The 13,001-nt window shown below is 64.5% G+C and carries 14 protein-coding genes; 5 read left to right on the forward strand and 9 right to left on the reverse strand.

Annotated features, from left to right (window positions below):
- Position 1: 1 nt before the first annotated feature.
- Together C8J33_RS11625 and C8J33_RS11630 are read right to left on the reverse strand one after the other, a co-directional pair.
- Entirely contained in the window at positions 2–901 is a 900-nt protein-coding gene (locus C8J33_RS11625; RefSeq protein WP_132445558.1) for a polysaccharide deacetylase family protein, read from the reverse strand.
- Between the two features lie 68 nt (positions 902–969).
- A complete protein-coding gene (locus C8J33_RS11630) occupies positions 970–1,920 on the reverse strand; it encodes an aldo/keto reductase (protein WP_132664290.1) in 951 nt (316 codons plus the stop codon).
- Positions 1,921–2,148: 228 nt separating this feature from the next.
- On the opposite strand from C8J33_RS11630, the gene C8J33_RS11635 reads away from it, so the two are divergent.
- Entirely contained in the window at positions 2,149–3,135 is a 987-nt protein-coding gene (locus C8J33_RS11635) for a Gfo/Idh/MocA family protein (protein WP_132664291.1), read from the forward strand.
- Positions 3,136–3,199: 64 nt separating this feature from the next.
- Here C8J33_RS11635 and C8J33_RS11640 read toward each other — a convergent pair whose 3' ends face one another.
- Positions 3,200–3,463: a spike base protein, RCAP_Rcc01079 family gene (locus C8J33_RS11640; protein ID WP_132664292.1), complete on the reverse strand. Its 264-nt coding sequence runs from the start codon at positions 3,461–3,463 to the stop codon at positions 3,200–3,202.
- Positions 3,464–3,623: 160 nt separating this feature from the next.
- Here C8J33_RS11640 and xseA point away from each other — a divergent pair, with 160 nt between their 5' ends.
- From xseA to C8J33_RS11660, 4 genes are all read left to right on the forward strand, one after another.
- A complete protein-coding gene (gene xseA, locus C8J33_RS11645) occupies positions 3,624–5,192 on the forward strand; it encodes an exodeoxyribonuclease VII large subunit (RefSeq protein ID WP_132664293.1) in 1,569 nt (522 codons plus the stop codon).
- A gap of 71 nt (positions 5,193–5,263) precedes the next feature.
- Positions 5,264–5,899, forward strand: coding sequence for an NAD(P)H-dependent oxidoreductase (locus tag C8J33_RS11650; RefSeq protein ID WP_132664294.1), 636 nt, complete (start codon positions 5,264–5,266; stop codon positions 5,897–5,899).
- A gap of 51 nt (positions 5,900–5,950) precedes the next feature.
- The gene (locus tag C8J33_RS11655; RefSeq protein ID WP_110733183.1) at positions 5,951–6,301 is read left to right on the forward strand and encodes a MarR family transcriptional regulator; all 351 of its coding nucleotides are present in this window, start codon (positions 5,951–5,953) and stop codon (positions 6,299–6,301) included.
- 47 nt (positions 6,302–6,348) lie between these two features.
- Positions 6,349–7,215 (forward strand): C40 family peptidase, encoded by an 867-nt coding sequence (locus tag C8J33_RS11660; RefSeq protein ID WP_132664295.1) that lies wholly within the window; start codon positions 6,349–6,351, stop codon positions 7,213–7,215.
- A gap of 12 nt (positions 7,216–7,227) precedes the next feature.
- Here the strand turns inward: C8J33_RS11660 and C8J33_RS11665 are convergent, their stop codons facing one another.
- From C8J33_RS11665 to C8J33_RS11690, 6 genes are all read right to left on the reverse strand, one after another.
- On the reverse strand, positions 7,228–8,190 hold the full coding sequence (locus tag C8J33_RS11665; protein ID WP_132664296.1) for a 2-hydroxyacid dehydrogenase: 963 nt from the start codon (positions 8,188–8,190) through the stop codon (positions 7,228–7,230).
- Between the two features lie 33 nt (positions 8,191–8,223).
- On the reverse strand, positions 8,224–9,852 hold the full coding sequence (locus C8J33_RS11670; protein WP_132664297.1) for an ABC transporter ATP-binding protein: 1,629 nt from the start codon (positions 9,850–9,852) through the stop codon (positions 8,224–8,226).
- The gene (locus C8J33_RS11675; RefSeq protein ID WP_132664298.1) at positions 9,849–10,343 is read right to left on the reverse strand and encodes a type II toxin-antitoxin system VapC family toxin; all 495 of its coding nucleotides are present in this window, start codon (positions 10,341–10,343) and stop codon (positions 9,849–9,851) included. Before C8J33_RS11675 ends, C8J33_RS11670 begins: the two co-directional genes overlap by 4 nt.
- A complete protein-coding gene (locus C8J33_RS11680) occupies positions 10,340–10,630 on the reverse strand; it encodes a hypothetical protein (RefSeq protein ID WP_132664299.1) in 291 nt (96 codons plus the stop codon). The genes C8J33_RS11675 and C8J33_RS11680 overlap by 4 nt, the downstream gene beginning before the upstream one ends.
- Positions 10,631–10,700: 70 nt before the next feature.
- Positions 10,701–11,843, reverse strand: a complete 1,143-nt coding sequence (locus C8J33_RS11685) for an ABC transporter permease (protein WP_132664300.1) — start codon at positions 11,841–11,843, stop codon at positions 10,701–10,703.
- The gene (locus tag C8J33_RS11690) at positions 11,843–12,934 is read right to left on the reverse strand and encodes a microcin C ABC transporter permease YejB (RefSeq protein ID WP_132445522.1); all 1,092 of its coding nucleotides are present in this window, start codon (positions 12,932–12,934) and stop codon (positions 11,843–11,845) included. The genes C8J33_RS11685 and C8J33_RS11690 overlap by 1 nt, the downstream gene beginning before the upstream one ends.
- Positions 12,935–13,001: the final 67 nt, after the last annotated feature.

The following is a 13,001-nucleotide window of genomic DNA, read 5'->3' on the forward strand; positions in this document are numbered from 1 at the left end:
ATCAGGGCTTCGGCCGCTCCGCACCAGCGCGCGGGAAGCGCGTGGCGAAATCCTGCGCGATCTCCTCCATCGTCACGAATTTCACGCCTTCATAGCCTTTCAGCGTCTCGAACAGGCGCTCGTGCATCTTCAGCACATGCGGCCGGCCGGAGACGTCGGGGTGAATGGTGATCGGGAAGACGGCGTAGTCGTAATTCTCGTAGACCCATTCGAACTGGTCGAGCCATTGCTGTTCCAGATCGCGCGGGCTGACGAAGCCGTGGCTGTTGGGCGCCGCCTTGATGAACATCATCGGCGGGAGGTCGTCGAGGTTCCAGGATGCCGGGATCTCGATCAGGTCCGTCTCGGGCCCCGCCACATAGGGCTTCATCCAGGTCGAGGGATGCTGCGAATAGTCGATCTTCGTCCATTCGTCGCCAACGGTGACATAATAGGGGAAGTGGTCGTTGTGCATCAGGGAGTGGTCGTAGAGGATACCCTTTTCCTTCAGCAGGGCATTGGTCTTGGAGCCGAATTCCCACCACGGCGCTACATAGCCGCGCGGCGGCCGACCGGAGAGCTGCGTGATCAGATCGACGCATTTGTCGAAGATCGCCTCTTCCTGTTCCGGCGTCATGGCGATCGGGTTTTCGTGGCTGTAGCCATGCATGCCGATCTCGTGGCCGGCGTCGGCAACCGCCTTCATCTCGTCCCAGAAGGTCTCGATGGAGTGGCCGGGAATGAACCAAGTGGTCTTGATGCCCCATTTCTCGAACATCTTCAGCAAGCGAACGCTGCCGACCTTGCCCGCAAAGACGCCACGCGAGATGTCGCAGGGGCTGTCTTCGCCGCCATAGGAGCCGAGCCAGCCAGCGACCGCATCCACATCGATGCCGTAGGAAACGAAGATCTCTTTTGCCATTGCCGTTCCTTATCCGAAGCGCGTCGAAAACGTCAGCTTAGACAGGCACGCCTGCGCGTCAACGCTTTCTATTCACTCGCTTCGTTGAGCCGCTGGCAATCCTCCTCGGAGAGATCGATATCGGCGGATTTCGTCAGGCTCTGCAGCTGTTCGAGGCTCGTCGCGCTCGCGATCGGCGCCGTGACACCGCGGCGGGCCATGATCCAGGCCAGCGCGATTTCGGCCTGCGTCGCCTGCTTCTCCGCCGCGATCTCGTCCAGCGCACCGAGAATGCGCATGCCGCGGCCATCGAGATATTTCTCGACACCCTTGCCGCGCGCCTTGCCCTCAAGGTCCTTGTGCGAGCGGTACTTGCCCGAGAGGAAGCCGGAGGCGAGGCTGAAGTAAGTGATGACGCCGATCTCCTCCGCGATGCAGAGATTGCGAAGCGCGCCGTCGAAGCTCGAGCGGTCGTAGAGATTGTATTCCGGTTGGAGCACGTCGTAGCGCGGCAGGCTATTTTCCGCGGCGACGTCGAGCGACTGGCGCAGCTGGCCCGCATTGAGGTTGGACGCGCCGATCGCGCGGATCTTGCCCTGCTTCACGAGGGCATCATAGGCACCCAGCGTTTCCTCATAGGGCGTCTCGGCATCCGGCCAGTGCGAGAGGTAGAGATCGATATGGTCGGTGTTCAGGCGCAGCAGCGAATCGTCGACGGCCTTGCGGATCCACTTTTCCGAAAGCCCCTTCTGCCCCTCGCCCATGTCGGAGCCGACCTTGGTGATGATGACGATCTCGTCGCGCGGGCGCTTCGTCTGGCGCAGCCATTTTCCGATGATCGTCTCGGACTCGCCGCCCTGATTGCCGGGCACCCAGGCGGAGTAGACGTCGGCCGTGTCGATGGCGTTGAAGCCGGCATCGAAGAAGGCGTCGAGCAGGCGGAAGGACGTCGTCTCGTCCGCGGTCCAGCCGAAGACGTTGCCCCCGAACACCAGCGGCGCGATCGACAGCCCCGTACGGCCCAGATTTCTCTTTTCCATGAAAACTCTCCGGTTTGGTCTCGCATCACGAGGGTTCGGGCCGTGGCCCAGCCTTCGACATAGGGACCCTGACCGCCGCCTGACAGGGTCGGCACGGCAAAAGGTACGATGGGCCATCGGAAAGCGAAACCAGAAACATGGGGGAAGCGCGGACATCCAAGGGGCTTGGCACAGACAGTCCGCCGCTCTCATGGCATAGTCCCGCGCACCATCAGGGAGAGGCATTGCATGTTGAGATTCGGAATTCTGTCGACCGCCAAGATCGGTCGCGATGCGGTCGTTCCCGCCATCCAGGACGCGGAAAACTGCGTCGTCACCGCCATTGCCAGCCGCGACGGCGCTCGCGCCCGCGCCATGGCCGACCGGTTTTCCGTGCCGCACGCCTTTGCAAGCTACGAGGAAATGCTGGCCTCCGACGTGATCGACGCCGTCTACATCCCCCTGCCGACCGCCCAGCATGTGGAGTGGTCGATCCGCGCGGCGGAAGCCGGGAAGCATGTGCTCTGCGAAAAGCCGATCGCCCTTAAGGCGCAGGAAATCGACCGGCTGATCGAGGCGCGCGACCGCACCGGCGTGCTGATCTCGGAAGCCTATATGATCACCTACAGCCCCGTCTGGCACAAGGTCCGGGCGCTGCTCGCCGAAGGCGCGATCGGCCGGCTGCGGCATGTGCAGGGCGCATTCACCTATTTCAATCGCGACCCGGCGAACATGCGCAACATTCCGGAACTCGGCGGTGGCGGCCTTCCGGATATCGGCGTCTACCCGACCATGGCGACGCGGTTCTCGACCGGCGTCGAGCCGCAGCGGGTGCAGGCGACGACGGAACGCGATGCGACCTTCGGCACCGACATCTATTCGAGCGTCCGGGCCGATTTCGGCACGTTCGAGCTGTCCTTCTACATCTCGACCCAGCTTGCAGCACGCCAGGTCATGGTGTTCCACGGCGATGAGGGCGTGATCGAGCTGACCTCGCCCTTCAATGCCGAGCGCTATGGGCGCCAGGAAGTGGTTTTGACCAACCAGAACCACAGCCAGTCGCAGCTTTTCCGCTTCCAGGACACGCGCCAGTACAAGCTTCAGGCCGAAGCCTTTTCGCGCGCGGCCACGGGCGGCAAGGATGACGTGGTGACGCTCGAAAACTCGCGTGCCAACCAGGCCTTCATCGACGCGATCTACCGCGCCAGCGACAAGGACGGCTGGGAAGCCGTCTGAGGAGCATTGTCCGACGCCGAAGCGGGATCGCTTCGGCGTCGGACAATGCGGCAAGAACAAGAGGCTAGACGAGCCCGACGAGGCTTGATGCCGTGGTGCCGGTCGCAAGGATGCGGTCGGCCCGTAGCGGCAGCAGCGTGCCCTGGGGGACGCCGGGCAGCGTGACGAGGGCGCCGGACTGCATGCGCAGCGCGATCGCGCCGCCGGCGCCAACGTAGATCGCCCGCGTCGTCTCGGGCAGGTCGGTGCCATCGGCGGGCGTGATGGTGAAAGCGTGGGTGGCGGGGCTCGAAAGGGAGCCTGCCGTGTGGGCGAAACGGTCGGTCATGGTTCTGTCGTCCTTCTCTCGGTTCACGTTGGTCTTCCGCGGGCAGGATGGCGCAGAACGAGAAGGCGGGGAAAAACGAGGACGATATTCTCCGCCTGAACGCCGCGTCCGGTTATCGGCGCATCTGGTCTTCTGTGCGAGCGCGCGTCACAATGGCGGCATGAGCTCTTCTTTCGATGCCGATTCGCCGTCAAACCTGTGGGAATATTCCGTTTCCGAGCTGTCCGGCTCGATCAAGCGGACGATGGAGCAGACCTTCGATCAGGTTCGCGTGCGCGGCGAAATCTGCGGCTATCGCGGCCCGCACTCCTCGGGCCACGCCTATTTCGGCCTGAAGGACGAACGCGCCCGCATCGATGCCGTCGTCTGGAAGGGCACGATGGGCAAGCTGCGCTTCAAGCCCGAAGAGGGCATGGAGGTGATCGCGGTCGGCAAGATCACGACCTTCCCGGGCTCGTCAAAATACCAGATCATGATCGAGACGCTGGAGCCGGCAGGTGCCGGCGCGCTGATGGCGCTTCTGGAAGAGCGGCGGCGCAAGCTTGCGGCCGAAGGCCTGTTCGAGGAGAGCCGCAAGCAGCTCCTGCCGTTCATGCCGCGCGTCATCGGCGTCGTGACCTCGCCCACCGGCGCCGTCATCCGCGATATTCTGCACCGCATCGCCGATCGCTTCCCCGTGCATGTCGTCGTCTGGCCGGTCAAGGTTCAGGGCGAAGGCTCGGGCGACGAGGTGGCCGCCGCCATTCGCGGCTTCAATGCGCTGGAGGCAGGCGGGCCGATTGCGAAGCCGGACGTGCTGATCGTCGCGCGCGGCGGCGGCAGTCTCGAAGACCTCTGGGGCTTCAACGACGAGGCCGTGGTGCGGGCCGCGGCCGCTTCCGATATCCCGCTGATTTCCGCCGTCGGGCACGAGACGGACTGGACGCTGATCGACCACGCGGCCGACCGGCGCGCACCCACGCCAACCGGTGCTGCGGAAATGGCGGTGCCGGTGCGGGCCGATCTCGAAGCCACGCTCTCCGCGCTGACCGCGCGCCTGCGCGGTGCCGCCGGCCGGCACATGGACAATCGCCGGCAATCGCTGCGGGCGCTTGCGCGCGCGCTGCCCTCGCTCGATCAAGTGCTCGCTCTGCCCCGCCGCCGCTTCGACGAGGCGGCCTCCGGGCTCGTTCGCGGGCTGGTGTCCAACACCGCCGACAAGCGCCGCAGCTTCGAGCGCGTCGGCGCGCATCTTCGCCCCGATATGCTCACCGCCCGGATCAACGACCGCCGCCAGCGGCTTCTTGAACGCATGGTGCGGGCGGAGCGCAATGTCGAACGGCTGATCGCCCGCGCCGGTACGCGCGTCACCTCGGCGGATGCGGCATTGCGCGGCCTGCCCGTGCGGCTGCTCTCGCAGATCCATCGCTCGGCCGACCGGCTGCACGGCCTGTCGGGCCGCGCGGATGCCGCCGTCATCGCCGAGCTGCGCCGCGCCCGCAGTGCCGTTACGGCGCAGGATCGCGTGCTGCAATCGCTGTCCTACCAGAACGTGCTCGCCCGGGGCTACGCGATCGTGCGGGATGCGGACGGCGCACCGGTCAAGGCCGCCGCCGCCCTTTCCGCCGGTCAGAACGTGGCGCTGCAATTTGCCGACGGCACGGTCGGTGCGATCACCACCGAGGGAACGCCGGCGAAGGCCCGCAAACGCGGCAGCGCGGAACCGACCAAGCAGGGCAGTCTTTTTTAAAGCTCGGGACGCGGGTATGGGACCTGAGTTCCCGCAAGCCGATGCGACGACGAACCGTTCAGGGGTATCCGATGCATTTCCTTCTCGTGCTCGCCCATCCGCTGCCGGAGAGCTTCGCTTGCGCCGTGGCCGACACCGCGACACGGGCGCTGGAGGCCAATGGCCACAGCGTCGATCGTCTCGACCTCTATGCGGAGGACTTCGACCCGCGCCTCAGCCGGACGGAGCGAAGCGGCTATTTCGACGATCCCTATGACGCCACCGGCGTCGGTCCGATCGTGGACAGACTGTCTGCGGCCGACGGGCTGATCCTCGTCTTTCCGCAATGGTGGTTCAATTTCCCGGCCATTCTCAAGGGCTTCTTCGACCGTGTCTTCGCGCCGGGCATCGCCTGCACCCATGACGCGGCGGGCGGGCGGATCGTGCGCAAGCTGACCAATATCCGGCTGCTCCATGCCTATACGACCACCGGCTCGCCTTGGTGGATCGCACGCCTCGTCATGGGCGATCCGGTCCGCCGCCTGCTGCGGCGCGGCATCGCGCCGTTCTGTGCCAAGGGCGTGGACTTCCGGATGCTGTCGCTGCACGACATGGACCGGGCGACGGACGCCCGACGCCGCGCCCATCTCGACCGCATCGCGCGGCGCCTGCACCGAATCGGGCCCCTGAACGCGATCGTGAAAGTAAATGCGAGAACGCTTCCGTAACGATTTTCCGGGACAACTTGGATTCTGTCTTCCGAGAAACCCCGAGGGATCATGCCGGTCGAACTGTCCGCAACGCAGGCGCTGACGCTCTGGCACACGGTCTCGCTCGATCAGGTGCGCGTGGAGAGCGGCGACCTGACGCTGCGGCAGATGGCCATTCTGCTCCACATCTACCTCGTGCCGCCGCCGCATACGGTGCGCGGCCTTGCCGCGACGCTGGGCGTGACCAAGCCCGTCATCACGCGGGCGCTGGACACGATGGGCGAGCGCGGGCTGGTGGAGCGGGTGCGCGACGAACGCGACCGGCGCAACGTCGTCATCAAACGCACCGTCACCGGCGCGCTCTATCTTGAAAAGCTTGGCGATCTGATCATTGATCGTGGCCGTAGACTGTCGCTCTGATCCTCTTTCCCAAACCTTCTTTCCAGACCTCCTTTCCTGTGAGCGTAATGACCCATTCCTTCGACCGCAGGCTTCATGCCTTTCGCCCGGATCTTGCGGAGGAGAGCCTGCGCGGCCATGTGGACGCCCTTGCCTATACCGCCGGCTCCTCCGCCGTCTGCTGCGTGCCGGTGATGCCGCTGCGGGCCGAGCCGGATCTTGGCTGCGGCGCCGATACGGAACTGCTGATCGGCGAGACCGTGCGCGTGCTCGACACCTCGCATGGCTGGGCTTGGGTCAAGGCGGACGCGGACAGCTATGTCGGCTATGTCCCGGATTTTGCCGTGGTCAGCATCCAGAAGAGCCCGACGCACATCATCACCGCGCCGCGGACCTTCGTCTATTCCGGTGCGGACCTGCGCTTTCCCACCGTGCAGGCGCTGTCGATGGGCAGCCGCATCACCGCCATCGACGAGCGCGGCACCCGTGGCACGCGCTATTTCCTGCTGGAGAACGGCCAGGCCGTCGTTGCCGGTCACTGCGCGCCGGTCGGCGAGGCGCCGCAGGGCGACTATGTCTCCATCGCGGCACGCTTCATCGAGACGCCCTATCTCTGGGGCGGCCGTTCCGGCTTCGGCATCGATTGTTCTGGCCTCGTGCAACTGTCGCTGATGATGACCGGCGTCGCCGCACCCCGCGACACCGACATGCAGGCCGCATCCCTCGGCCACGAGATCGCCCGCGAGGATCTACGGCGCGGCGACCTCGTCTTCTGGAAGGGTCACGTCGCCATCATGGAAAACCAGGCGACCCTGATCCACGCCAATGGCAACACGATGACGGTGGCGCGCGAAGGGCTGGATGAGGCCGTCGAACGGATCGGCTGGCTCTACGAACAGCCGACCGCCTTCCGCAGGCCCGTCGAACGTCTCTGACGCCAAACCGAATCAATAGCCGGCTGTACGATCCACCAGATGCTCGAAAGGCATGCCCGCTTCGTGGCGCTCGATCTGCGCTTCGACGTGGCGGAACAGCGCGCGGACATCCGACGCCGCGGCGGCATGCGGCGTCACGATGACGTTCGGCAACGTCCATAGCGGGCTATCGGCGTCCAGCGGTTCCGTGGAGAAGACATCGAGCGAGGCGCCGTGCAGCACGCCGGAGCGGATCGCCGCGACGATATCGGCCTCGACCTGGCTGCCGCCCCGCCCGGCATTGATGAACACAGGTGCGCCGAACGGCCCTTTGCGGCTCAGCTTTGCAAACAGCGCCACATCGAACAGGCCGCGCGTCTCCGCCGTCAGCGGCAGGAGGCCGACGAGGATATCGGTGCGCGCGAGGAAGGCGTCGAGACCGCTCCCGTCATAGGTCTCGATCCCCTCGATCGTCTTCGGCCGCCGCGACCAGCCGATGACGGTGAACCCCATCGTCTTCAGCTTGCGCGCCGCATCTTGGCCCAGCACGCCGAGGCCCATCACCCCGACGGTCAGTTCGCGCGCCTCCGGCTGGGGACGTTCGGCCCAGAGGCCCTGCTTTGCCTGCTTTTCATAGGCAACATGCTGGCGCAGATGCAGCAGGCATTGCAGCACCACCCACTCGCTCATGCGGGTTGTGAGCGTCGGATCGACGAAGCGCACCAGCGGCACATCGGGCAATCCCGGCAGCGTCAGCACATGATCGACGCCGGCACCGCCGGAGAAGACGGCTTCAAGGTTCGGCGCACGGTCGAAGAGGTCGGGCTGCGACTTCCAGACGACGGCATAGCGGGCCTGCGAGAGATCGCGCCCGGCCTGGGCGAGATCGGTGCGGTTGATGACGTCGCGCCCGGGAAAGGCATCGGCAAGCGCGGCCTGCACCTCCCCGGCGTTGAACTTCAGGTCGATGACGACGGGAGCGGCAGTGGAGGGCATGATGATATCCGGAGGATCTGATCTGGCGGCCATCTACTGGCGGACGGCGGGAACGGGCACGGCCTCAAGGTCGAAGGCGGCAGCCATGAGGGCCTTGGTATAGTCTTCGCGCGGCGCTGTGAAGATGGCCTCGGCCGGCCCCTTCTCCACGACCTTGCCGAGCCGCATGACGATCATGTCGTTGGCCAGCGCGCGCACGACCTTCAGATCGTGGCTGATGAAGAGGTAGGCGAGGCCGTGGCGGGCCTGCAGGTCGCGCAGGAGATCGACCACCTGCGCCTGCACGCTCATGTCGAGCGCCGAGGTCGGCTCGTCCAGCATGACGAATTGCGGCTTCAGCACCATGGCCCGGGCAATGGCGATACGCTGGCGCTGGCCGCCGGAGAACTCGTGCGGGTAACGCCAGCGCGTGGCCGCGTCGAGGCCCACTTCCTCCAGCGCCGCAGCCACGCGCGCATCGCGCTCCCGTGCCGACAGAGACGGCTCGTGCACCTGCAACCCTTCGCCGATGATGTCGGAGACGGCCATGCGCGGGCTGAGCGAGCCGAAGGGGTCCTGAAAGACGATCTGCATGCGTCGGCGCAGCGGCCGCATCTGGCTGAAGGAATAGCTTTCGATATTCTGGCCCTCGAAGCCGATGCGCCCCTGCGACCCGATGAGCCGGGTCAACGCAAGGCCGAGCGTGGTCTTGCCGGATCCGGACTCGCCGACGACGCCGAGCGTTTGCCCGGCGCGCAGCGTCAAGTCGATGCCATCGACGGCCTTCACGTGATCCACGGTCTTGCGCAGGAAGCCGGCCTTGATCGGAAACCAGACCTTCATATCCTTCGCCTCGATGACGATCGGCTTCGTCTCGTCGGATGCCGGCGGCTTGCCGCGCGGCTCGGAAGCGAGCAGATGACGGGTATAGGCGTGCTGCGGATTGCCGAAGATCTCGGCCGTCGGCCCGGTCTCCACGATCTTTCCCTTCGTCATGACGCAGACGCGGTCGGCGATCTTGCGGACGATGCCGAGGTCATGGGTGATGAACAGCATGGACATGCCATGCTCGTCCTTCAACTGCTTCAGAAGCTCGAGGATCTGCGCCTGCACTGTCACGTCGAGCGCCGTGGTCGGCTCGTCGGCGATCAGCAGTTCCGGCCGGTTGGCGAGCGCCATGGCGATCATCACGCGCTGGCGCTGTCCGCCGGAAAGCTCGTGCGGATAGGCCTTCAGGCGTTTCTCCGGCTCGCGGATACCGACCTGCCGCAGGAGCTCCAGCACGCGCGGCCGCGCCTGCGCCGGCTTGATGCCCTGGTGAAGATCGAGGATCTCGGCGATCTGCCGCTCGATCGAATGGAGCGGATTGAGCGACGTCATCGGCTCCTGGAAGATCATCGTGATGTCGTTGCCGCGCACCTCCCGGAGTTCGGCGTCCCCGATCTTCAGCAGGTCGCGCCCGTTGAACAGGATCTCACCCCCCGGATGGCTGGCGGCGGGATAGGGCAGAAGCTTCAGGATCGAATTGGCTGAGACCGACTTGCCGGACCCGGATTCGCCGACGAGTGCGACGACCTCGCCTTTCGCGATATCGAACGACACCCGATCGACCGCCAGAGACGTCTTGCCGCCCTGGTGGAAAGCCACGGAGAGATCGCGCACGGACAGGAGCGGTTCGGTCATGGGGACAGGGATTCCAGGAGGGTGGTGAGTGTGGGGATGTCGGGGCGGACGATGGCTATCCGGGCCGGTGGTAGCATTCCTGTAGGGAGTGGAAGGGCAGACAGCGATGCGAAATCCCCGTCTGCTGTCATAAAATGCGTGCAGTTCGTTATCTGTGCCGTCGAAAAATGAATCGAATCGGCAATCTTCAGCTTGCTGACGGAACGCAACTCTGCGGCCCGCCAAAGAACTGCGCGGTTGACGGGATAGACATCCAGCCACGTGTCTGTTCGGATAACATCGTCATACCGCCTTACCAGATCATGCATTCCCGTTCGAAACGGCTTCACTAAAAGCTCGGCGAGCGCAAGCTCACTCGTGACCAAAAGCTGGTTGCTACCACGGACGGAAATATCGAACAGAGCGTTCAGAAGGTCGGAACGTACGGAAGCTTCTTCTATCGCGAAAATGAATGAGTTGGTATCGAGATAGATTCTCGGACCACCCGTCATTCATCGTCCCATTCGTCGCGCAAATCGCGGATCCTGCGAACGGCCTCCTCTTCCGTCGTCGTTGTCCCGTATTTGGCTTTGTGAACCCTGATCTTTTCCAGCATCTCGGCTCCGCTGACGGATCTATCGGTCCGCGTTGGGAGAAAAGGCGGATGTGCCGGTTCACTTTCGCTCAGACTTTCTTGGGTCTCGATGACGATGCGAACGTGCACGCTGCCATCAAGGCCGTCACGTAGGTCGTCCGGCAGGAGAGCTGCGGGATAGTATTCACGAACGATTTTATTCACTTCTGCGGCATCCCTGGCTGGTGGCAGATGATAACCTTTATTCTAACAGCCCTGCCGTCTTCTGGCGAGATCACCCAAACGTCTTTCGCGGATCGAACGCGTCGCGCGCAGCTTCGCCGATGAAGATCAGCAGCGACAGCATGACCGACATCACCAGGAAGGCGGTGAGGCCGAGCCAGGGGGCCTGGAGGTTGGACTTGCCCTGCGCGATCAGTTCGCCGAGCGAGGGCGAGCCGGGGGGCATGCCAAAGCCGAGGAAGTCGAGCGAGGTCAGCGTGGTGATGGAGCCTGAGAGGATGAAGGGCAGGAAGGTGAGCGTGGCGACCATCGCGTTCGGCAGGAGATGCCGCCACATGATCGTGGCATTGCCGACGCCGAGCGCCCGGGCGGCACGGACATACTCGAAATTGCGCGCCCGCAGGAATTCCGCCCGCACCACGCCGACGAAGCCGACCCAGGAGAAGAGCAGCATGATGCCGAGCAGCACGAAGAAGCCGGGCGGTAGAATCGCCGCGATGATCAGCAGAATGTAGAGCACCGGCATGGACGACCAGATCTCGATGAAACGCTGCATCAACAGGTCGGTCCACCCGCCGAAATAGCCCTGGATCGCGCCGGCGGTAACGCCGACCACGGCCGACGCGATGGTCAACGCCAGGCCGAAGAGCACCGAAATGCGGAAGCCGTAGATCGTGCGGGCGGCGACGTCGCGCGCCTGGTCGTCGGTGCCGAGCCAGTTGAAATTGCCGAGCGTGCAGCCTCGATCGGCCTCCCCTTGCGCGTAGCCGGAGCAGCGCTCAGCCGCGCTCATCGTCCAGAAGGGGGCCGTGGGTGCGGAATGCGGGATGTTGGAATTGGCGCTGCGGTAGGAATAGCGGATCGGCGGCCAGACCATCCAGCCGTTCGCCTCGATCTCCTCGCGGATGAAGTCCGAGGCGTAGTCGGTCTCGGCCAGAAAGCCGCCGAACCTGTCTTCGGGATAATTGACCAGCACGGGCACCATCAGTTCGCCCTTGTAGGAGACGAGGATCGGCCGGTCGTTGGCGATGAACTCGGCACAGAGGCTGAAGCCGAAAAGCGCGAGGAAGATCCAGAACGACCAGTAGCCGCGCCGGTTGGCCTTGAAATTCTCCCAGCGGCGCTTTGCGACGGGCGACAATCGTCCGGGTTTCGCAACGGCGACAACAGCCGGGTTCGCGGTGATGTCCGTCATCAGACGTCCCTCCGCTCGAAGTCGATGCGCGGATCGACCCAGGTGTAGATGAGGTCCGACAGCAGGCTGACGACAAGCCCCATCAGCGAGAAGATGAACAGCGTGCCGAAGACGATCGGATAGTCGCGCTTGACGACGGCGTCGTAGCCGAGACGGCCGAGGCCATCGAGCGAGAAGATGTATTCGGTCAGGAGCGAGCCCGTGAAGAAGGCGGAGATAAAGGCGGCGGGAAAGCCGGCGATGATGATCAGCATGGCGTTGCGGAAGACATGGCGATAGAGCACCTGCCGCTCCGCCAGCCCTTTGGCGCGAGCGGTGACGACATATTGCTTGCGGATCTCGTCGATGAAGGAATTCTTGGTCAGCAGCGTCGTGGTGGCGAAGGCTGAGAGCAGCAGCGTGATCAGCGGCAGCGTCATGTGCCAGAGATAGTCGAGGATCTTCTGCCACCAGGTCAGCTGGCTGAAATTGTCCGAGACGAGGCCGCGCAGCGGGAACCAGTCGAGGAAGGACCCGCCGGCAAAGAGCACGATCAGCAGGATGCCGAACAAAAAGCCCGGCACGGCATAGCCGACGATGACGATGCCGGAGGTCCAGACATCGAAGCGCGACCCGTCCGACACCGCCTTCTTGATGCCGAGCGGAATGGAGATCGCGTAGGAGAGGACGAGGATCCACAGGCCGAGCGAGATCGACACCGGCATCTTGTCGAGGATGAGATCGATCACGGACGTATTGCGGAAGAAGCTCTCGCCGAAATCGAAGCGCGCATAGTTCCACATCATCGTCAGGAAGCGCTCCAGCGGCGGCTTGTCGAAGCCGAACTGCTTTTCGAGCTTGGCGATGAAGTCGGGATCGAGCCCCTGCGCGCCGCGATAGCTGCCGCCGCTCTGGTCGCCGCCGGAGGCACCCGCGAGATCGCCACCGCCGCCCGACAGGCGGTCACCGCCCTGGTTCGGCCCGGTGAGGTCGGCGATGACCTGCTCGACCGGACCGCCGGGCGCGAACTGGACGACGGCAAAGGAGATGGCCATGATGCCGATGATCGTCGGGATCATCAGGAACAGACGGCGCAGAATATAGCCGCCCATCAGATCCGCGCCCCGACCAGGACTCTGGCCCGGACTCTGGTCATGATGACGCCGCTACGGCCCCTCT

The organism is Rhizobium sp. PP-CC-3G-465 (assembly GCF_004343445.1).
Classification (GTDB): domain Bacteria; phylum Pseudomonadota; class Alphaproteobacteria; order Rhizobiales; family Rhizobiaceae; genus Ferranicluibacter; species Ferranicluibacter rubi.

Excerpts from the sequence above, each read along its gene's own strand:
- C8J33_RS11665 (WP_132664296.1), bottom strand. The coding sequence starts at position 8,190 with ATGCCCTCCACTGCCGCTCCCGTCGTCATCGACCTGAAGTTCAACGCC.
- C8J33_RS11690 (WP_132445522.1), bottom strand. The coding sequence starts at position 12,934 with ATGGGCGGCTATATTCTGCGCCGTCTGTTCCTGATGATCCCGACGATC.
- C8J33_RS11675 (WP_132664298.1), bottom strand. The coding sequence starts at position 10,343 with ATGACGGGTGGTCCGAGAATCTATCTCGATACCAACTCATTCATTTTC.
- C8J33_RS11625 (WP_132445558.1), bottom strand. The coding sequence starts at position 901 with ATGGCAAAAGAGATCTTCGTTTCCTACGGCATCGATGTGGATGCGGTC.
- C8J33_RS11650 (WP_132664294.1), top strand. The coding sequence starts at position 5,264 with ATGCATTTCCTTCTCGTGCTCGCCCATCCGCTGCCGGAGAGCTTCGCT.
- C8J33_RS11685 (WP_132664300.1), bottom strand. The coding sequence starts at position 11,843 with ATGACGGACATCACCGCGAACCCGGCTGTTGTCGCCGTTGCGAAACCC.
- C8J33_RS11640 (WP_132664292.1), bottom strand. The coding sequence starts at position 3,463 with ATGACCGACCGTTTCGCCCACACGGCAGGCTCCCTTTCGAGCCCCGCC.
- C8J33_RS11630 (WP_132664290.1), bottom strand. The coding sequence starts at position 1,920 with ATGGAAAAGAGAAATCTGGGCCGTACGGGGCTGTCGATCGCGCCGCTG.
- C8J33_RS11660 (WP_132664295.1), top strand. The coding sequence starts at position 6,349 with ATGACCCATTCCTTCGACCGCAGGCTTCATGCCTTTCGCCCGGATCTT.
- C8J33_RS11655 (WP_110733183.1), top strand. The coding sequence starts at position 5,951 with ATGCCGGTCGAACTGTCCGCAACGCAGGCGCTGACGCTCTGGCACACG.
- C8J33_RS11635 (WP_132664291.1), top strand. The coding sequence starts at position 2,149 with ATGTTGAGATTCGGAATTCTGTCGACCGCCAAGATCGGTCGCGATGCG.
- xseA (WP_132664293.1), top strand. The coding sequence starts at position 3,624 with ATGAGCTCTTCTTTCGATGCCGATTCGCCGTCAAACCTGTGGGAATAT.
- C8J33_RS11670 (WP_132664297.1), bottom strand. The coding sequence starts at position 9,852 with ATGACCGAACCGCTCCTGTCCGTGCGCGATCTCTCCGTGGCTTTCCAC.